The sequence below is a fragment of the Actinoplanes sp. CA-051413 genome (assembly GCF_050955795.1).
In the GTDB taxonomy this organism is placed as follows: Bacteria; Actinomycetota; Actinomycetes; order Mycobacteriales; family Micromonosporaceae; genus Actinoplanes.
On record NZ_CP192100.1, the window covers coordinates 7,706,421 to 7,724,849 of the forward strand.

General features: G+C 72.0%; 14 protein-coding genes. 9 read left to right on the top strand and 5 right to left on the bottom strand.

Going from position 1 to position 18,429, the window contains the following annotated elements:
- Nucleotides 1–46: 46 nt before the first annotated feature.
- On the bottom strand, nt 47–2,383 hold the full coding sequence (locus ACQP2Y_RS36295; RefSeq protein ID WP_433720649.1) for a putative bifunctional diguanylate cyclase/phosphodiesterase: 2,337 nt from the start codon (nt 2,381–2,383) through the stop codon (nt 47–49).
- Nucleotides 2,384–2,571: 188 nt separating this feature from the next.
- Here ACQP2Y_RS36295 and ACQP2Y_RS36300 point away from each other — a divergent pair, with 188 nt between their 5' ends.
- Nucleotides 2,572–4,659, top strand: coding sequence for a peptidoglycan recognition protein family protein (locus ACQP2Y_RS36300; RefSeq protein ID WP_433720650.1), 2,088 nt, complete (start codon nt 2,572–2,574; stop codon nt 4,657–4,659).
- On the opposite strand, the gene ACQP2Y_RS36305 is transcribed toward ACQP2Y_RS36300, so the two are convergent.
- Nucleotides 4,647–5,249, bottom strand: a complete 603-nt coding sequence (locus ACQP2Y_RS36305; protein ID WP_433720652.1) for a sigma factor-like helix-turn-helix DNA-binding protein — start codon at nt 5,247–5,249, stop codon at nt 4,647–4,649. The two genes, ACQP2Y_RS36300 and ACQP2Y_RS36305, sit on opposite strands and share 13 nt — an antisense overlap.
- Before the next feature lie 163 nt (nt 5,250–5,412).
- On the opposite strand from ACQP2Y_RS36305, the gene ACQP2Y_RS36310 reads away from it, so the two are divergent.
- The 6 genes from ACQP2Y_RS36310 to ACQP2Y_RS36335 all read left to right on the top strand — a co-directional run bounded on the left by ACQP2Y_RS36310 (nt 5,413) and on the right by ACQP2Y_RS36335 (nt 10,925).
- Entirely contained in the window at nt 5,413–5,664 is a 252-nt protein-coding gene (locus ACQP2Y_RS36310) for a DUF5999 family protein (RefSeq protein WP_360821393.1), read from the top strand.
- Nucleotides 5,665–5,673: 9 nt separating this feature from the next.
- Nucleotides 5,674–8,040: an ATP-binding protein gene (locus ACQP2Y_RS36315; RefSeq protein WP_433720653.1), complete on the top strand. Its 2,367-nt coding sequence runs from the start codon at nt 5,674–5,676 to the stop codon at nt 8,038–8,040.
- Nucleotides 8,041–8,119: 79 nt separating this feature from the next.
- Nucleotides 8,120–8,485: a VOC family protein gene (locus tag ACQP2Y_RS36320; RefSeq protein ID WP_433720654.1), complete on the top strand. Its 366-nt coding sequence runs from the start codon at nt 8,120–8,122 to the stop codon at nt 8,483–8,485.
- Between the two features lie 57 nt (nt 8,486–8,542).
- The gene (locus ACQP2Y_RS36325; RefSeq protein WP_433720656.1) at nt 8,543–9,139 is read left to right on the top strand and encodes an ArsR family transcriptional regulator; all 597 of its coding nucleotides are present in this window, start codon (nt 8,543–8,545) and stop codon (nt 9,137–9,139) included.
- A 1-nt stretch (nt 9,140) separates the two neighbouring features.
- Nucleotides 9,141–10,379, top strand: a complete 1,239-nt coding sequence (locus tag ACQP2Y_RS36330; protein ID WP_433720658.1) for an MFS transporter — start codon at nt 9,141–9,143, stop codon at nt 10,377–10,379.
- A gap of 12 nt (nt 10,380–10,391) precedes the next feature.
- The gene (locus tag ACQP2Y_RS36335) at nt 10,392–10,925 is read left to right on the top strand and encodes an NUDIX domain-containing protein (protein WP_433720659.1); all 534 of its coding nucleotides are present in this window, start codon (nt 10,392–10,394) and stop codon (nt 10,923–10,925) included.
- A gap of 6 nt (nt 10,926–10,931) precedes the next feature.
- Here ACQP2Y_RS36335 and ACQP2Y_RS36340 read toward each other — a convergent pair whose 3' ends face one another.
- Both ACQP2Y_RS36340 and ACQP2Y_RS36345 read right to left on the bottom strand, forming a co-directional pair.
- Nucleotides 10,932–12,326 carry a hypothetical protein gene (locus tag ACQP2Y_RS36340; protein WP_433720660.1) on the bottom strand — a complete coding sequence of 465 codons (1,395 nt, stop codon included), beginning with the start codon at nt 12,324–12,326 and terminating at the stop codon, nt 10,932–10,934.
- A 15-nt stretch (nt 12,327–12,341) separates the two neighbouring features.
- Nucleotides 12,342–13,715 carry an FG-GAP repeat domain-containing protein gene (locus ACQP2Y_RS36345; protein ID WP_433720662.1) on the bottom strand — a complete coding sequence of 458 codons (1,374 nt, stop codon included), beginning with the start codon at nt 13,713–13,715 and terminating at the stop codon, nt 12,342–12,344.
- 322 nt (nt 13,716–14,037) lie between these two features.
- Between ACQP2Y_RS36345 and ACQP2Y_RS36350 the strand changes: the two genes are divergently transcribed.
- Nucleotides 14,038–17,223, top strand: coding sequence for a tetratricopeptide repeat protein (locus ACQP2Y_RS36350; protein WP_433720663.1), 3,186 nt, complete (start codon nt 14,038–14,040; stop codon nt 17,221–17,223).
- Nucleotides 17,224–17,529: 306 nt separating this feature from the next.
- Complete coding sequence (locus ACQP2Y_RS36355; protein WP_433720665.1) at nt 17,530–17,883, top strand: hypothetical protein; 354 nt, start codon at nt 17,530–17,532, stop codon at nt 17,881–17,883.
- 57 nt (nt 17,884–17,940) lie between these two features.
- Here ACQP2Y_RS36355 and ACQP2Y_RS36360 read toward each other — a convergent pair whose 3' ends face one another.
- A complete protein-coding gene (locus tag ACQP2Y_RS36360; RefSeq protein ID WP_360552997.1) occupies nt 17,941–18,420 on the bottom strand; it encodes a TspO/MBR family protein in 480 nt (159 codons plus the stop codon).
- Nucleotides 18,421–18,429: the final 9 nt, after the last annotated feature.

Below are 18,429 nucleotides of genomic sequence, written 5' to 3' on the forward strand. Positions count from 1 at the left end.
ATACGTTAGAGGTGGCGGAGAGTGGGTGCTCCTATCCGGCCACTTGTCAACTGCCCGTGACAGCCGGGCGGTGGATCCAGCTTCCCAGGTTCGCCGGCAGTTCCGCCTTGCCGTAGAACCAGCCCTGGCCCAGGTCGCAGCCCTGCTCGCGCAGCCAGTCGCGCTGCACCTCGGTCTCCACGCCCTCGGCGACGACGCGCAGGTTCATCGCCCGGGTCATGGCCAGCACCGCGCGCACGATGGGCTCGTTGGCGCCGTCCTCGCCGACCCGGCTGACGAACGAGCGGTCGATCTTGACGATGCCGACCGGCAGCCGGTTCAGGTAGCTCAGCGACGAGTAGCCGGTGCCGAAGTCGTCGATGCACAGCGTCACGCCGAGGCCGCGCAGCTGGTTCAGGGTGATCAGCGCGGTGTCGATGTCCTCCATCACGCCGGACTCGGTGATCTCCAGCCACAGCTGGTCCGGCGCGAGCCCGGTGTCGGCCAGCACGTCCCGCACCACCGTGACCAGGGCACCGTCGCGCAGCTGGCGGACCGAGACGTTGACCGAGACGTGCAGCCGCCGGTCGTCCGGACCGCGTTCGGCTGTCCAGGCGGCGAGCTGGGCCGCGGACTCGCGCAGCAGCCAGGCACCGCTCTGCACGATCAGACCGGTCTCCTCGGCCACCGGGATGAAGTCCACCGGTGAGACCGCGCCGAGCGTCGGGTGCTGCCAGCGCATCAGCGCCTCGAAGCCGTCCAGCTCGTCGGTGGCCAGGTCCACGATCGGCTGGTAGTGCACGGAGAGCTCACCACGGGGCAGGGCCCGGCGCAGCGCCTGCTCCAGGTTCATCCGGTCCCGGACCTCGTCGCGCAGGGACGTGTCGAACAGCGCGTACGCGTTGCGCCCGCTGCCCTTGGCCTTGTACATGGCGGTGTCGGCGTCGCGGATCAGCTCGAGGGCCTGCGCCCCGCCCAGCGACTTGGCCACCCCGATGGACGCGGAGATGACCACGTTGCCGACGGAGAGCTCGAACGGGCGGGCGAACTCGGCCAGCACCCGGTCGGCCAGCGACTCGGCCAGCGCGGAGTGCGACGGGCTGGCCGAGGCGATGACGAACTCGTCCCCGCCGATCCGGCAGACCAGGTCGGCCCCGCGGATCTGCGCGCTCAGCCGGCCCGCGACCGCGCAGAGCAGCTCGTCGCCGACCTGGTGACCCCAGTGGTCGTTGACCATCTTGAAGCGGTCCAGGTCGATGAAGAGCAGGCTGATCTCCTGCTCGTCGGCGGCGGCCCGGTCGCCCCACTCCGCGATCGTCTCGGCGAGCAGTTCGCGGTTGGGCAGGTCGGTGAGGGCGTCGTGGGTGGCCCGGCGGCGGGTGGCCCGTTCGGCGCGGGCCCGGGAGTTGTTGGAACGCACCACGCGGGCGAACACGGCCAGGATGAGCAGCACGCAGAGGACCGAGCGGACCACGCCGTTGAGGGTGGAGCCGGCCGGCACGATGGTGGTGATGATCGTCGGCACGACCACCATCAGGGCGATCAGGCCGGTGCGGATCTTGCTGAGGTCGGTGACGACCACGCGTTGCGGCTCGGTCAGCGTGCGCATGGACGGGTGCAGACCGGCCGCGCCGACCAGCAGGAACGTCGCCATGAAGAGCACGTCGACGGCGTGCTGGGGCACGTCGGCCAGGGCGCCGTCGCGAAGCATGAAGAAGAAGTCGCCGACGAACATGGTCGCCGACGCCGACAGCAGCAGCCACAGCGAAGGCTGGCGGGCCCCGCCGGAGATCGCCAGCTGGGCGGCCAGCACCACCAGCACGACGTCGATGACCGGGAAGAACGAGTTGGCGATGCGCAGCGGGGTCAGGTCGGTCTGCGCCATCGACGGCACGATCAGGTACGTCCAGCACATGAACGCCGCGGCCAGCCCGACCAGCAGCGCGTCCACCCGGGCCGGGTCGTCGTCCGCGGCCCGCCGGCGGCGCAGCATGTCGGCGAAGGCGTAGCCCATGAGCAGGTAGCCGGGCAGCACGAAAGCGTCCGGGATGAGCGCCATCGAGGTCGGCGGGGAGGCACCGGCGCCGGGCACGACGACCCGCAGCACGATGCCGGCGAAGAACATCCCGGCCGACCAGAGCAGCAGGCGCCAGGGCTTGCGGTGGGCGGGGACGGCGATCCGGCGGACCGCGTACGTGGTGGCCCACAGCCCGCCGATGATCGCGGTCAGCATCAGCGGCAGCTGCAACGACGCCGGCCCGGCCGCGAACAGGGTGATGGCGACGCCTGCCGCGGCGATGTATGACCAGGCCAGCGCGGCGCTGCGCCGGGGCAGCACCGGGTACGCCGCAGTCGGCGCGTCCACGTCGCCGCCGGCTCGGACGGGCGCCAGCACAGAGGTCACGTCCTACCTTCGGCAGAACGGCGCGACGCATTAACGAACCCCGTGCCCGGCACCCGGAACAGAGTGACCGGTGTCACGGGAATCGGCAACCCCACACATGAGAGCCGCATACGTTTCATCCTGATCTGGCCTGGTCCGAAGCCTTTCGCGGGGGGAAACGCGTGGAGAACAAGACCCAGAGACGAGTCATGGCCGCCGTGGTCGGCACAGCGATGGCGATGAGCGGCGCGGTGACCGTACTGGCCGCCGGGGGTGGTGCAGCGGCCCGCCCGGAGGCGTTGACCGTGCCCGCCACCGAGCCCACTCTGCAGACGATCGACCTGATGCCGGTGACCGGATCGTCGGTGACCGGGCGCAGCGCGTCCGCCGCCGGTGCCCGGGCCGTCGCGCCGCGTACCACCGGGCGGTTCAGCATGGTCGGGGTCACCTGGAGCGACCCGCACCGCAAGCTCGACGGCGTCGTGGAGATCCGCACCCGGCGGGCCGCCGACGGCGCCTGGACCGGATGGCAGCGGCTCGAGTCCGACGGCGCGTCGCCGGCCGAGCCGGGCTCGGGCGACGCGGAAGCGGCCCGGGGCAGCACCGACCCGCTCTGGGTCGGCGAGTCGGACGGGGTGCAGGCGCGGATCGCCGACGCCGGCCGGACCCGGCCGCTGCCCGCCGGACTGCGGATGGACCTGGTCAACCCGGGCGAGCCCGGGACCCCGGCGCCGCGGACGACGCCGGCCGCCTACGCACTGCCGGCGCCGGCCGGACGCGCCCGCGCCGACGTCACCGTGCCGCCGCGACCCGCCCCGGCGGTGGTCAGCCGGGCCCGGTGGGGGGCCAACGAGAAGATCGTGCAGGGCGCGCCCGAATACTCCACCGACGTGCAGGTGGTCTTCGTGCACCACACGGCGGGGACCAACAACTACAGCTGCGCCCAGTCCGCGGCGATCGTCCGCAGCATCCAGGCGTACCACGTGAAGAGCAACCACTGGGACGACATCGGCTACAACTTCCTGGTCGACAAGTGCGGGACCCTGTTCGAGGGCCGCGCGGGTGGTGTCTCCCGGCCGGTGCTGGGCGCGCACACCCTCGGTTTCAACGCCCGCAGCAGCGCCATCGCGGTGCTCGGCAACTACTCCGGCACCGGCGTCCCGGCCCGGGTCAAGCGGGTGATCGCGCAGGTCGCGGCGTACAAGATCGGGGCGTACGGCAACACGCCGACCGGCCGGGTCGCGATGACCTCCAGCGGCAGCGACCGCTACGCCAAGGGCAGCACCGCGATGCTGAACCGGGTCTCCGGCCACCGCGACACCGGCAAGACGGAGTGCCCCGGCAACACCCTGTACGCGCAGCTCGGCTCCATCCGCAGCCTCGCCGGCGCCGCACCCAGCGGCCTCACGGTGACCAAGGTGAACGGCGCCACCAAGGTCGGCACCACCTACTACACCCGCGGCACGATCCGCCCGTTCTGGCAGGTCAGCACTGCGACGACCATGCTGTACCGGTTCGACGTGCTCGTCGACGACGTGGTCACCGCGTCGGCGCCGCGGGGCGACCGGCAGCGACTGCTCACCCTGAGCTCGGGCCGGCACACCCTGCGTGTCCGCGCGGTCGGCCTGAACGGCAAGACGTCGATCACCAGCGTGGCCGTGCTGGTGGACCGGACCCTGCCCGAGTTCACCAGCGGACCGAGCGTCTCGCTGCGGACCGGGTCGGTCAACGGGATCGTGCCGGTCCGGGTGCGCTGGGCAGTCACGGACGCGGGCGGGCTGGGCAGCCTGGCCCTGACCGCCCCGGCGCCGGTCAAGCTGGCCACCACCACGACGACCTGGGCCGGCAGCGTCAAGCCCGAGGCCGACACCGCGTACGGGCTGCGCGCCACCGACCGGGCCGGGAACGCCAGGTCGGTGGCCGTGCAGCGCACCGCGTCCGTCACCGCGGAGACGGCCGGCGAGCGGACCGGGAGCTGGAGCACGGTGACCGGGACGGCGTACCTGGGCGGTCAGGCGCTGCGCAGTACGGCCGCGGAGTCCTCGCTGAGCTGGACCTTCACCGGCCGCTCGGCGGCGCTGGCGGTGTCCCGCACGGCGGTGTCCGGCCGGGTCCAGGTCTTCGTCGACGACGCGCCGGCCGGGATCATCGACCTGCGCTCGCCCGAGACGCTGCACCGGCGCGCGGTGTGGACGCGGGCCTGGCCCGACAGCGCGCAGCACACGGTCCGGATCGTCGTCGAGGGCACCGCGGGCCGCCCCGGCGTGATCGCCGACGGACTGGTCTACCTGCGGTGACCGCCGCCCTGCGGGTCGGGCCGGTCGGCGAGCTGCTGATCGAGCACGACCCGCAGGGACCGCATGGCGAAGTAGAGCCGGGACTTGAGCGTCTCCACCGGTATGCCCCGGGCCGCCGCCGCGTCCTCGAGCGAGACACCCTGGTAGAAGAGCTCGATCAGCACGTCCCGGTGGGCCGCGGCGAGGTCGTCCATGGCCCGGACGATGGTCGTGCCGGCGTGCGGGGACGGCGGGGTGTCGAGCGGTTGCCGGTCGTCGTGGCCGGCCATCCGGGCACTGTCGCGCAGGATCGTCCGGGCGGTCAGCACCAGCCACGGGCGTACGGCCGAGGCCCGTTGCGGGTAGCGCGACGGGTCCTGGGCGGCGCGGTAGAGCGTCTCCTTGAGCAGGCTCTCGGCGGCCGCCTCGTCGCCGCCGGTCAGCCGCAGCACGTACGTCTCCAGCGCCTCCCGGTGCGGTTCCACCAGGGTGTCGAACGCCGAGCCGGCGCGCTGCTGCGCGGTGCGGGCGGCAGCACTGCCCGGCGTCGGGACGAACAGGTCCGCGTGCAGCGGGGGATTGCGAGGCCGGTCGGCCGCGTGGCGGCCCATGGGTGCCCCTCTCTGATGCGGTGTGCCTCCATGCTGGGCCGCCGGGCCGCCCGCGGACACGGGAGAAGTACCCACGATCAGGTATTCGGGTACGGGTCGGGTAGTTCCCCCGTGTCCGCGCGCCGGGCCGAGGTGAACTGTTGGTCGCTGGAGGACCGACATGTTGTGCGTGCACGTGCCGCCCTGTCCCGGGGCGACCCAGACCGACCACGAGGCCGCGCGGGTGGTCGCCACCCATCCTGAGCAGGGGTGGAGCCTGCTCTGCAACGGTGTGGTGACCTTCGACGACAACGGCGAGCTGCTCCCCGACGGCCGCGTCACCGCGCCCCGGGTGTGCGCCGGGCTCGCCCTCGCGGCGCGACCCGAGGTGTCCGTGGGCATCCACGCGACGGCAACCGGAGGTCACACCCACTAACGTGCTCCTATGAGCACCGCCACGACCGCGCGTGGTTCCCCCGGCAACCTGCCCGCCGAGGTGACCAGTTTCGTCGGCCGGCGGCACGAGCTGACCGGGGTCCGGCGGATGCTGGCCACCAGCCGGCTGGTGACCCTGACGGGGGCCGGCGGCGTCGGCAAGACGCGGCTGGCCCAGCGCATCGGGCTGGACATGCGGCGGGCCTTCGCCGACGGCGTGTGGCTGGTCGAGCTGGCCGAGCTGCGCGATCCGGACCTGGTCGCGGTGACGGTGGCCGAGGCCCTCGGGGTACGCGAGGAGTCGGTCAGCCCCGGCGCGCCCGGACTGGTCACGTTCCTCGCCGACCAGCAGGCGCTGCTGATCCTGGACAACTGTGAGCACCTGGTCGGCGCCTGCGCGGATCTCGCCGAGACCCTGCTGCGCAGCTGCCCGGGGCTGCGCATCCTGGTGACCAGCCGGCAGGCGTTGCGGATCGCCGGCGAGGCCACGCTGACCGTGCACCCGCTCTCGGTGCCCGACGCGGACGAGGACTGCACCCCGGCCGACCTGTCCCGCTACGAGTCGGCCAGCCTGCTGGTGGAACGGGCGACCGCGGTGCTGCCCGGCTTCGCCGTCACGGACGCGAACTGCGCCACCATCAGCTCGCTGTGCCAGGCGCTGGAGGGCATGCCGCTGGCGATCGAGCTGGCCGTGGCCCGGCTGCGGGTGCTGACGCTGGACGAGATCCTGGACCGCCTGACCGACAGATACCGGTTGCTCACCGCCGGTGCCCGCAACGCGCCGGCCCGCCAGCAGACACTGCGCGCCCTGATCGACTGGAGCTGGGACCTCTGCTCCGAGCCGGAGCAGCTGCTCTGGTCCCGCCTGTCGGTCTTCTCGGGCGGCCTGGAGCTCGACGCCGCCGAGTACGTCGGCGCGGACGAGAAGCTGCCGGCCGACGCCATCCTGGACGTGGTCGCGTCGCTGGTGGAGAAGTCGATCATCGTCCGCACCGGGGACGGTCCGCGGGCCCGCTACAAGATGCTCGAGGTGATCCGCGAGTACGGCGTCGCCCGGCTGGCCGCCGCCGGTGAGCAGGCGGAGGTCGCGCGGCGGCACTGCGACTGGTTCGCCCGGCTGGCCGCGTACGGCGACACCCACTGGGTGAGCCCCGACCAGGCCGCGCTGATGCTGCGGTTGCGCCACGAGCAGGCCAACCTGCGCGTCGCCCTGGAGTACGCGGTCACCTCGGCAGCGCCCGAGACCGCCCTGCGATTCGCCGCCGACCTGCAGAACCACTGGTTCGTCCGCGGTCTGCTCTCCGAGGGCCGGCACTGGCTGGACCGCGCACTGGCCATGCCGGCGCCCCAGCACTGGACCCGGGTCAAGGCGTTGCGGGTGGCCGGGTGGATCGCCTGCGTGCAGAGCGACCCGTCGCGGGCCCAGGCGCTGTTGTCCGACGCCCGGTCGCTGGCCATGACCCTGCCGCCGTCGCCGGAGCTGGCGTTCATCCCGCTGATCGAGGGCAACATCGCCATGTTCGGCGGCGACCACGCCAAGGCGCTGCCGCTGTTCGAGCAGGCCCTGACCCGGTTCCGGGAGCTGGGCTCGCTCAGCGGCGAGATGTGGACGCTGGCGGTGCTGGGACTGGCCCGTGGCCTGGCCGACGACGACCCGACCGACGGCTATCCGGACCTGCTGGCGTGCCGGGACCTGGCGGCGGCCAACGGTGAGGTGTGGTGGCGCTCGTTCGCGATGTGGGCGCTGAGTGTGCTGCGCTGGCTGGCGGGTGACCTGGTGGGCGCGGCCGAGGCGGCCAAGGAGAGCCTCGAGGTCGGCAAGCTGGTCGAGGACGAGCAGTTCAGCGTGGGCCTGTCGCTGGAGAGCCTGGGCTGGGTGTGCGCCACCGAGCGGCGCGACCAGCGCGCGGCCGAACTGCTGGGCGCGGCCGAGCGGGTGTGGCAGGCGATGCACGCCTCGCTGGCGTCGTTCCACGGTCTCCAGGACCACCACGACGAGGCGGTCGCCACGATCCGGGCGCGGCTCGGCGACCGGGCGTTCGACGCGGCGTTCCGGCGTGGGAGCGAGCTGAGCACGGCCGAGGCGCTGACCATGGCGCTGGAACGCTCGGCTGCTCCCGGGGTCCCGGCGCCGCGTACGGCCGCGGCCGAGCCGGCTCCCACCGCGGACGCCCGGCTGGCCGAGCTGGGCCTGACCCGGCGCGAGCGCGAGGTCATCACGCTGATCGCGCAGGGGCTGACCAACCGGGAGATCGCGGCCCGGCTGGTGGTGGCCCAGCGCACGGCGGAGGGCCACGTGGAGAACATCCTGAGCAAGCTGGGCTTCACGTCCCGGGCGCAGGTGGCGGGCTGGCTGGCGACGCAACGCGATACCTGACAGAAGGTGTCAGCTACCTGGGGCAGGATTCGGTGCGTCGGCGACGATCAGCGCCGCCCGTACCCGAAAGGCTCCTGCCATGCCCGGTTTCGCCTCCCTCGCCATGATCAATCTTGACGCCGCGGATCCCCCCGGCCTGGCGACGTTCTACTCACAGGTGCTGGGCTGGGACGTCCTGCACAGCGAGGCCGAGTACGCCATGATCGGTGACGGCTCCACCAGCATCGGCTTCGGCCGGCTGCCCGGCTACTCGGCGCCCGGCTGGCCCCAGGAGACCGCCCCGAAGCGCTTCCACCTGGACTTCTACGTCGACGACCTGGACAAGGCGGAGGAGCAGGCGCTGGCCCTGGGCGCCACCAAGCCGGCCGAGCAGCCGACCCCGGAGCGCTGGCGCGTGCTGCTCGACCCGGGCGGCCACCCGTTCGACATCTGCCTGCGTTCCTGATCGGCGGACTCCAAGCAACCGCTTGACGTTCCCCGCCGCGCCGCGCAGACTCCAAGCATGTCCTTGGAGTCCAATCCGGCGCGGCGGGTCGTCACCGACCCGCTGGCCCTGCGCGCCCTCGCCCACCCGCTGCGGCTCAAGATCTGGAACCTGGTCGGCCGGGAGGGTCGGCTGACCGCCGCCGACGCCGCCCGCCAGCTGGGCATCAGCCAGGCTCTCGCCTCCCACCACCTGCGCCAGCTGGCCAAGTACGGCTACGTCGAACGAGGCAGCGCGGAGAACCAGCGCGAACGCCCCTGGCAGCTCACCGCCACCTCGCACAGCTTCGAGGGCGACGACTCCGCCGAGGGCTGGGAGGCCGTCGAGTTCCTCGACCGCTACCTGGCCGAGCAGGCCGTCAGCCAGCTCGCGGAGTGGCAGGAGCGCCGCGCCGACGAGGACCCCCGCTGGTCCGAGCACAGCGGCGTCTCGCAGAGCCTGCTCTACCTGACCGTCGACGAGCTGGCCGAGCTGGGCCAGACCTGGCGTGACCTCACCGCCGAGTACGCCCGGCGGCGCCCGCTCGGTGACGCCGAGAGCCGGGGCCCGGGCGTGGTGCCGGTCAACCTCACCCTGGTCAAGGCCCCGCTGCGGCCGACGCCCTCGGGCGGCTGACGTGGGGCGGCTGCGGACCGTGCTGGGCGGCCGCGATCTGCGGCTGCTGCTGGCCGCCAACCTGGTCTCGCTGACCGGGGACTGGATCCTGCGCACCGGGGTCGCGTACCAGATCTATGTCCTGACCGGCTCCACGCTCGCCGCCGCCGCCGCCGTGCTGGCCTCCCTGCTCCCCCAGCTGGTGCTCGGCTCGGTGGCCGGGGTCTACGCCGACCGGTGGGACCGGCGGCGGACCATGGCCGTGACCAATCTGCTGATGGCGGCGGCCCTGCTGCCGCTGCTGGCGGTGCAGGACGCCGGCCGGGCCTGGCTCGTCTACGCGGTCATCGCGGTGCAGAGCTGCCTGGCGCCCTTCTTCGGCTCGGCGGAGGCGGCGCTGGTGCCGTCCGTGGTGCCCGCCGATCAGCTCGTCACGGTCAACGCGCTCAACGGGCAGGTCCGCGACGTGGCCCGGCTGGCCGGCGCGGCGCTCGGCGGGGTCATCGCCGGGCTGGGCGGGATCGCCCTGCTGGCCGTCGTGGACGTCGCCACCTTCCTGCTGGCGGCGGCCCTGATCGCCGGCATCCGGGGCCGGTCGGTGTCCGGACCCGCGCGGCGCCCGCGCGTGTTCCGCGAGTGGGCCACCGGGCTGCGGATCGCCGCCACCGGCCGGACGCTGCGGATCTTCCTCGCCTTCACGCTGATCACCGGCATCGGCGAGGCCGTCATGGGGACGCTGATGGCGCCGTTCATCCGCGATGTGCTGGGCGGCGACGCCCGCGCCTACGGCATCGTCATGGCCGCGCAGGCCGTCGGCGGCATCGGGGGCGGCATCCTGGTGACGATGACCGGCCACCGCTTCTCGCCGCGGGCGATGTTCGGCTGGGGCGCGACCGTCTTCGGCGCCCTGGACGTGGCGCTCTTCTTATATCCGCTGGTGACGCGGGTGCTGTGGCCGGCGATCACCATCATGGTCCTGGTCGGGGTGCCGGTCGCCTTCCTGGCCGCCGGAGCGATGACCGTGTTCCAGCAGGCGACCGACGACCGCCATCGCGGCCGGGTGTACGGCGCGACCGTCGCGGTGGACGGGGCGGCGATGCTGCTGGGCACGATCGCGGCCGGCGCGCTGGGTGAGCGGGTCGGCATCCTGCCGGTCATCACCGCCCAGGGCGTGGTCTACGCGGCGGCGGGCGTCATGGTCCTGCTGGCGCTTCCGCGCGACACCACCATGGTACGGCCGGACGTGTCGCTCGCGGCCTGAGATCATCGGGCGATGCTCGCCGACCTCATCGCCGCCCTGTCCCCGCACGACGATCTCGCCGCCGCGCACCGGGCCGACGCGCTGGCCTGGCTGGCCGGCACGGACGACGTGTACCGCCGGGTCAAGCCCGCGACGCCGCCGAAGCACCTGGTGTCCTACGTGGTGCCGACCGATCCGGCCACCGGCGACGTGCTGCTGGTGGACCACCGCAACGCGATGCTCTGGCTGCCGCCGGGCGGCCACGTGGAACCGGGTGAGCACCCGGCGCTGACAGCCGCCCGCGAACTGGAGGAGGAGCTGGGCTGCACCGGTGTGGCGGCCGAGCCGGTCTTCCTGACCGTGACCGAGACGGTCGGTGTGGACGCCGGGCACACGGACGTGAGCCTGTGGTTCCCGGCCGCGGTGGGCCGCGACGAGCCGCTGCGGGTGGACGAGCGGGAGTTCGCCGGGGTGCGGTGGTGGTCCCGGGCGGAGCTGGCGGCGGCTGACCCGGCCCGTTTCGAGCCGCATCTCGGCCGCTACCTCGCCGCCCGGGACCGAACCTGACTTCACTCAGGCGAAGTACACAGCGCTGTCGGCACCGGTCCAGCCGGAACCGATCTCCACCGGGTTGCCCCAGCGGACGGTCAGGTCACCGTTGATGCCGTTGTTGTAGTAGGCGAACAGCTTGCCGTCGTCCTTGCGGATCACCTCGGCGAAACCGTCACCCGAGATGTCCGCGAAGTAGACCGCGCCATCGGCGCCGGTCCACCCTGAACCGATCTCGACGGGATCACCCCAGCGGACGGTCAGGTCGCCATTGATGCCGTTGTTGTAGTACGCGAACAACTTGCCGCTGTCCTTCCGGATCACCTCGGCGAAACCGTCACCCGAGATGTCCGCGAAATACACCGCGCCATCGGCACCGGTCCACCCCGCACCGATCTGCACCGGATCACCCCAGCGGACGGTCAGGTCACCGTTGATGCCGTTGTTGTAGTAAGCGAACAACTTGCCGCTGTCCTTGCGAATCACCTCGGCAAAACCGTCACCCGAGATGTCAGCGAAATACACCGCGCTGTCAGCACCGGTCCACCCTGAACCGATCTGCACCGGATCACCCCAGCGGACCGTCAGGTCACCGTTGATGCCGTTGTTGTAGTAGGCGAACAACTTGCCGTCGGACTTGCGGATCACCTCGGCGAAACCGTCACCCGAGATGTCGGCGAAGTACACCCCGCCGTCGGCACCGGTCCACCCCGCACCGATCTGCACCGGATCGCCCCAGCGAACCGTCAGGTCACCGTTGATGCCGTTGTTGTAGCGCGCCCGCAGCACACCGCTGTCCTTGCTGATCACCTCCGCGTGCGGGTCGCCGGACAACGAGTCGCCGCGGGTCCGCCACAGGGCCGCGGCGATGCGCGCGCCGTCGGCCGCTTCCGGCTGGTACCGGGCCGGGTACGCGGACACCTGCACGCGCTGGCAGACGTCGCCGACGACCGCGTTCTGCCAGCTGCCATTGGGGTACAGCGACAGCATCTTGCCGAGGAACGCGTTGGTCGCCCAGGTCGGGTTGAGCCGCTGGGCGCGGGTGCCCCACGAGGCCCGCTGCTGGAACAGGCCGAGACTGTCGTGGTCGACCTCCTGCGAGATGTTCTCGATGGCCGACTCGGGGATCGTCGTGGTGACCGCGATCGTGGCGGCGTGCAAGGGCAGGTTGCGGGCCCGTACGGCCTCGACGATCATGCGGGCGCAGGAGATCTTGTACCCCGTCAGCTTGTTGCGGAGCTGCCCGGTGAGCTGCGGGTTGAGTTGCCGGGCCAGGTCGTTGTCGCGGCCGGTGACGCCGGCCGGGTCGCAGGCCACGGTGACCCAGGCGTGTGCCGGTGTCGCGGTGACCGCGACAACGCCGGTGGCGATGAGCAGGGTCGCGGCCAGCCCGGACAGGCGGCGGGTGAAGGCTCTCATGGCAGGCTCCCCCGCTCAGGCGACGTAGATGGAGGTGTCGGCCATGGTCCAGCCGGAGCCCACGACCGTCGGGTTGCCCCACGTGACCTTCAGGTCCGACGTGATGCCGTTGTTGTAGCGGGCGACCAGCTCACCGTCCTGCTTGGTGATGCGGTCGGCGCGACCGTCGCCGTTCAGGTCGGCGAAGTAGACGGAGGTGTCCGCAGCGGTCAGGCCCGACTCGACCTCGATCGGGTCGCCCCAGCGGACGGTCAGGTCGCCGTTGATGCCGTTGTTGTAGTAGACGAAGAGCTTGCCGTTGTCCTTGCGGATCACCTCGGCGTAGCCGTCGCCCGAGATGTCGGCGAACTGGACGGCGTTGTCGGCTCCGGTCCAGCCGCCGCCGATGCGCACGGGACCACCCCAGATCACCGATCCGTTGCCGTGCACACCGTTGTTGTAGTAGGCGAACAGGGCGCCGTCGGCGTCCTTGCGGATCGCCTCGGCGTAGCCGTCTCCCGTGATATCGGCGAAGTACACCGAGTCGTCGGCCATCGTCCAGCCGACGCCGATCTGCTTCGATGCGGTCCAGCGGACCCCGAGGGAACTGGTGACGCCGTGGTTGTAATAGGCCTGGAGCGCCCCGGACGGGTCCTTGCGGATGGCGTCGGTCTGGCCGTTGCCGTCCAGGTCGGCGAAATAGAGAGCGTTGTCCGAGCCGGTCCAGCCGTTGCCGATCTTGACTGCGCCGCCCCAGGCGACGGCTCCGGCGCCGTCGACCCCGTTGTTGTAGTACGCGTACAGGTCACCCGCGGCGTCCTTGCGGACCAGCTCCGCGTGGCCGTCGGAGGAGAGCGAGTCGCGCCGGGCGGCGGCCAGGTTGGTACGCCGGATCGGCGTGTACGACATCAGGTCGTCCGCCTTGTTGAAGCCCAGGCTGCCGACGTTGTTGGGTCCCCACGGATTCTGCACGGTCTCGCCGTCGCTGTTGAACGAGTAAACGTACGCGCCCTGGTTGTGGTCGCCGGAGTTCTTCCAGTGCGAGAACAGTTCCATGTGCCCGTTGCGCACGATCGCGTCGCCCGGGGCGAGTTGATCCCGGCCGGCGAGTCTGGTCCAGTACGGCGAGGAGCCCTGGAAGTCGCCGGTGACATAGCTCTGGCCCAGGTGCCAGGCCATCGACACCAGGCCCGAGCAGTCACGCCGGTAGGTCTTGTCCGCCCAGGCGTCGCGGAACCAGGTGCCGGTCTGCGTGTAGGTGATCCCGGCATCCACCCAGAACTGGGCCCGGGCCAGCACCTCGGACCGGCCGACGGGTCCATTGATGACGGACGCGTGCGCGGCCTCGGGGGCTGCGACGACGGCTGAGCTCGCGCCGAAGCCGATGCCGGCCGCGGCCATGGCGAGCACGCTTGTACCGGTGGCGAGAAGGGACCTGGACGATGGGCGAAGGGGCATGGCTGTATCCCTGCTTTCTTTCGAACGGCTGTCGAATGTGGAAGCGAATTGACACCGGTCGCTACTGGCGACCGTGCGGAGGCGCGCTTAAGGTGGCCTGAGGCAGCAAGCAACCGTGTGAGGAGCCAGTCGGCGGCCTCACTCACATACGGGGTGTGCAGTGCTCGTCTCTTCGGGGCTCTTTTCTTCGGGCGTCTCCTTTTCCGGCTTCCGGCCGGGCGTCTCGGCTGGCAGGACCATCGCGCACCGGGCGGGAACGAACCTTGACCGATCCTTGACCGCCCCTGATCCCGCCGCCGGCATGATCGAGTTCCGGCTGCTGGGCGAGGTCCAGATGTGGGTGTCCGGGCACCCGGTCGCCTTGGGCCCGCTCAAGCAGCGGACCGTGCTGGCCGCGCTGCTGATCGACGCGGGCACCTCGGTGCCGACGGACACGCTCATCGACCGGGTGTGGGACGAGGCCCCGCCGGCGGAGGCACGGAACGTCCTCTACACGTACATGGCCCGGCTGCGCCGGGTCCTGCTCGCGGCGTCCGCCGACGCGCCGTCGCTGCTGCGCAAGCCCGGCGGATACCTGTTCGACGTCGACCCGGCGCTGATCGACCTGCATCTGTTGCGCCGTCTCACCACGCAGGCCCGCGAGCACCCGGAGGGCGATCCGGCCCGGTTGGCGCTGCTACGGCGGGCCGTCGACCTCTGGCACGGTGAGCCTCTGGCCGGGTTGAGCGGTGAGTGGGTGGCCCGGATCCGGGAAGGCACCCGTCAGCAGATCCACGGCCTGCTCGCCGACTGGTCCGACGCGGAGATCAGTGCCGGCCGGTACGCCACGGTGGTCGACCGGTTGTCCCCCGTCGTCGACAGTCATCCGCTGGCCGAACCGCTCATCCTGCACCTGATGCGGGCGTTGTATCTGGACGGCCGCCGGACCGGAGCCCTGGAGCGGTACGGCCGTACCCGTCAGCATCTGGCCGACGAGCTGGGCATCGATCCTTCCGCCGACCTCCAGGAGCTGCACCAGCGGATTCTGCGGGGCACCCCGGAACGGCCGGTGCCGCCCGCCGGTGCGGTCACGCCGCTGACTGTGTCACCCGAGCCGATCGAGGCCGCGGCGCCGGCCAAGCCCATCGCCGACCCGCCGTCCACCGGCTCCGACGAGGGGGTCCCGGGCCGGCAGCTCCCGGTCGGCCTCGACGACTTCACCGGCTGCGAGCCGGAGATCGCGCAGGTGCTCACCACCCTGGGCAGCCGATCCGGCGAGGACCGCCAGGTCGTCGTGGTCACCGGCCCCGGCGGCATCGGCAAGACGTCCTTCACCGTCCACCTGGCCAACCTGCTGGGCCCGCACTATCCGGACGGTCAGATCCTGGTCGGTTCCGAGGGCCGCGAGGGCCAGACCGGCGAGCTGGTCGACCGCGTCCTGCGGGCCCTCGGCGTGCAGGACGCCCACCGCCTCGGCACGATCGAGGACAAGGTGGCCCGGTACAGAGCGACCATCCGCGGTCGGCGCCTGCTGATCATCATCGACAACGCCGCCGGGGCCGGCGAGATCAGGCCGCTGGTGCCCGGCGCGCCCGGAACGGCACTCATCGTGTCCAGCCGGGCCCGGCTCACCACCATCCCCCGGGCCGAGCACGTCGAGCTGCGCCTGTTCTCCCGGGACGAGTCGCTGACGTTGCTGCGCCGCATCATCGGCCGGGAGCGCGTCGACCGCGAACCGGAGGCCGCCGTCGCCCTGGCCACTATGTGCGCCGGTCTGCCGCTGGCCCTGCGGATCGTGGCGGCACGGCTGGCAGCGCGTCCACACTGGCGGATCACCCGGTTGCTCGACCGCATGCGCGACGAGCGGCGCCGGCTCGACGAGATGGCGGTCGACGGCCTGGCCGTGCGGATCAGCGTCGGGGTGAGCTACGAGGGCCTGCCGCCGGCCGTACGAAAGGCGTTCCGGCTGCTCGGTTTTCTCGGCTGTGCCACGTTCGCCGAGTGGATGGCCGCGGCCCTGTTCGGCGAATCGGTCGGCGACGCCGGGGATCTGCTGGAGCAGTTGTTCGACGCCCGGCTCGTGGAGATCGACGACAGCCCGGCCGACTCGGTCGTGCGCTACCGGATGCACGAGCTGGTGCGCCTGTACGCCCGCGAACGGGCCCTCGAGGAGGACAGCGAAGCCGAGCTCACCGGCTCCGTGCGACGGACGGTCGTCGCGGCCACCGAGATCGTCGACCGGCTGGGCGAGTCGCTGCCGTACGCGGTGGCCCGGTCCTACCAGGGCATCAGCCCGGTGGCCGGCGTGCACCCGACGGTCCTGCAGACCGACTGCAGCGGCCCCGACTGGCTGGCCACCGAGGCCGACGCGCTGGTGGCCACCGTGGTGCGGGCCGCCGGGGCGGGCCTGGTCGAGGAGGCCTGCGTGCTCGCCGACGCGCTGGTCTATTCGTCGTTCGCGCTCAGCAACGACTTCAGCCGGTGGAACCGCGCGCATGCTGCCGCGCACGCCGCCGCACGGGCGAGCGGCAACCGCGTCGCCGAGGCGGTGATGGCCTGCGGGGTGGGCCTGCTGAGGTACAAGGAGGACCGGTTCACCGACGCGGAGCGCCACTTCACGGCGGCCATCGAGCTCTTCGGCGACGTCGGCCACGAGCACGGCCGGGCCGCCGCTGTCAGCGGTCTGGGCACTGTGCTGCGGGAGGTGGGCCGGCACCAGGAGGCGGTGCCGATGCTCGAACGCGCCCTGCCGGTCCTGGAACGGGTCGGTGATCGCGCCGGCGCGGCCCACGCCGCCTACGGCCTCGGGCACGCCCACCGCGAGCTCGGCAACGACGACCAGGCGATGCGATATCTGGAACGGGCGCGCAACCTGTACCGCTCGGCCGGGCACTGGCGCGGTGAGGCGATCGCCGTCCGCGGCATCGGGCTGGTCCACCGGGCCCGCGGTGACCTCGACGCCGCGGAGGTGTGGTTCGTCCAGGCGCACGACATGGTGCTGCGCCGCGGCGACCGACTGCTGGCCTGTTACACGACGCAGAGCCTGGCCAAGCTGTGGATCCGCCGGGGCCGGCCCGAGCAGGCCGCCGAACCGCTCGCCCGCAGCCTGCAGCTCTGCGTCGACGCGCAGGACCGCTTCGGTGCCGCGCTGCTGCGCCGCACGCTCGGCGAGATGCACCTGGCGGCGGGCCGGCCGGACGACGCGCTGCGCGACCTCTTCCTGGCCTTCGCGGTGTGGACCGAGCTGGGGCACGAGCTCGGCCGCGCCCGTACCCTGCGCGACATCGGCGCGGCGCACGTTCTGGGCGGTGACTGCGGGTCGGCTCACCAGGCCTGGCAGTCGGCGTACACCACGTTCAGCCGGCTCGGTCTGCGCGAGGCCGGCGAATTGAACTGGTGGATCCGCAGGTGGGGCTGTTACTGCGACCACGTCTGGCTCAGCGGGGACGATGCCGAGCGCACCCTGCCCTCCCGTCCGTGACTGGCCTGCAAGAAACGTTCCAGGTTCCTGTAGGTGGTGGTTCGTAGCGTGACCGCGCCGCACCGCACCCGAACGGAGACCTCGATGAGACTTGCGAAGCTGTCCCTGGTCACGACGACGCTCTGCCTCACTGCCGCCGCGGCGGCTTGTTCAAGCAACGCCGCCACACCGGCCGGCGCCCCCGCACCGATGTCCACTACTCCGTCGCCGGCAGCATCAGCGAAGGCGCCGGCAGCATCAGCCGCGGCACCGGCGACCTCGGCGGCGGCCGGGCCCGTGAAAACAGCCCCGGTAAAGAAAGCACCGGTGCAGAAGGCCCCAGCGAAGAAGGCCGCGACCGGTGCCCGCCCGCTCGATCCGGGGCCCCCGCCGACCGATCCGGCGTGCGCGCCGGCGGCCATCCTGCCGACGGCCAAGCGGCTGGTGGACGACCCGGCCGCCGGGCTGAAGGTGCAGGCCGTGCAGGTCACGGTCTGCCGCAACGGGTACGCCCGGGTGTTCACCGTCCCGGCCCGTACGCCCAAGCGGTTCGAGGGTGACCAGCTCTTTCTCCGGCTGGTGGGCGGCACCTGGACGCTGGTGGGCCGGGGCGCGAGCATCGACTGCGGCGACGCGGACCTGCGGCCGGCCATCGCCCAGGCCTGCACGGCGCTGGGCTGAGCCGGCCGCTTCTCAGCCGCCTCTCAGTAGCAGGCCGCGAGCATGTCCAGCGTGAGGTCAGTTGGCCGACCAGATGGCGGCGTTCAGGGCGGTCGCGAAGGTGACCCAGGCCCAGTACGGCACCAGCAGCCACGCCGCGGCCCGGGAGATCGGCCGGAACAGGAAGATGGTCGCGCCGATCAGCAGCCACATCGCCACGATGTCGACCAGGGCCAGGCCGTACCGGCCGAAGCCGAAGAAGATCGGTGTCCACAGTGCGTTGAGCACGAGCTGCACGGCGTAGACGGTGAGGGCGCGGTTCCAGCCCGTACGGCGCCAGACCAGCCAGCCGGCCACGGCGATCATCGCGTACAGGATCGTCCACACCGGGCCGAACAGCCAGGACGGCGGCGCCCACGACGGCTGGTCGAGGTTCTGGTATTCGGCTGCGGTGCCGGCGACGCCGAGCCCGCCGATCAGTGCGGCGGCCGCCACCGCGGCGGCGAACGGGAGCAGACCCCACCAGGAGGGCCGGTGCACAGCGGGCGCAGTGGTCATGGTCGGGGA

What these genes read in the sequence shown, in the direction of transcription:
- ACQP2Y_RS36300 (WP_433720650.1), top strand. Translation starts at nt 2,572, where the DNA reads ATGGCCGCCGTGGTCGGCACAGCGATGGCGATGAGCGGCGCGGTGACC.
- ACQP2Y_RS36305 (WP_433720652.1), bottom strand. Translation starts at nt 5,249, where the DNA reads ATGGGCCGCCACGCGGCCGACCGGCCTCGCAATCCCCCGCTGCACGCG.
- ACQP2Y_RS36315 (WP_433720653.1), top strand. Translation starts at nt 5,674, where the DNA reads ATGAGCACCGCCACGACCGCGCGTGGTTCCCCCGGCAACCTGCCCGCC.
- ACQP2Y_RS36320 (WP_433720654.1), top strand. Translation starts at nt 8,120, where the DNA reads ATGCCCGGTTTCGCCTCCCTCGCCATGATCAATCTTGACGCCGCGGAT.
- ACQP2Y_RS36325 (WP_433720656.1), top strand. Translation starts at nt 8,543, where the DNA reads ATGTCCTTGGAGTCCAATCCGGCGCGGCGGGTCGTCACCGACCCGCTG.
- ACQP2Y_RS36335 (WP_433720659.1), top strand. Translation starts at nt 10,392, where the DNA reads ATGCTCGCCGACCTCATCGCCGCCCTGTCCCCGCACGACGATCTCGCC.
- ACQP2Y_RS36340 (WP_433720660.1), bottom strand. Translation starts at nt 12,326, where the DNA reads ATGAGAGCCTTCACCCGCCGCCTGTCCGGGCTGGCCGCGACCCTGCTC.
- ACQP2Y_RS36360 (WP_360552997.1), bottom strand. Translation starts at nt 18,420, where the DNA reads ATGACCACTGCGCCCGCTGTGCACCGGCCCTCCTGGTGGGGTCTGCTC.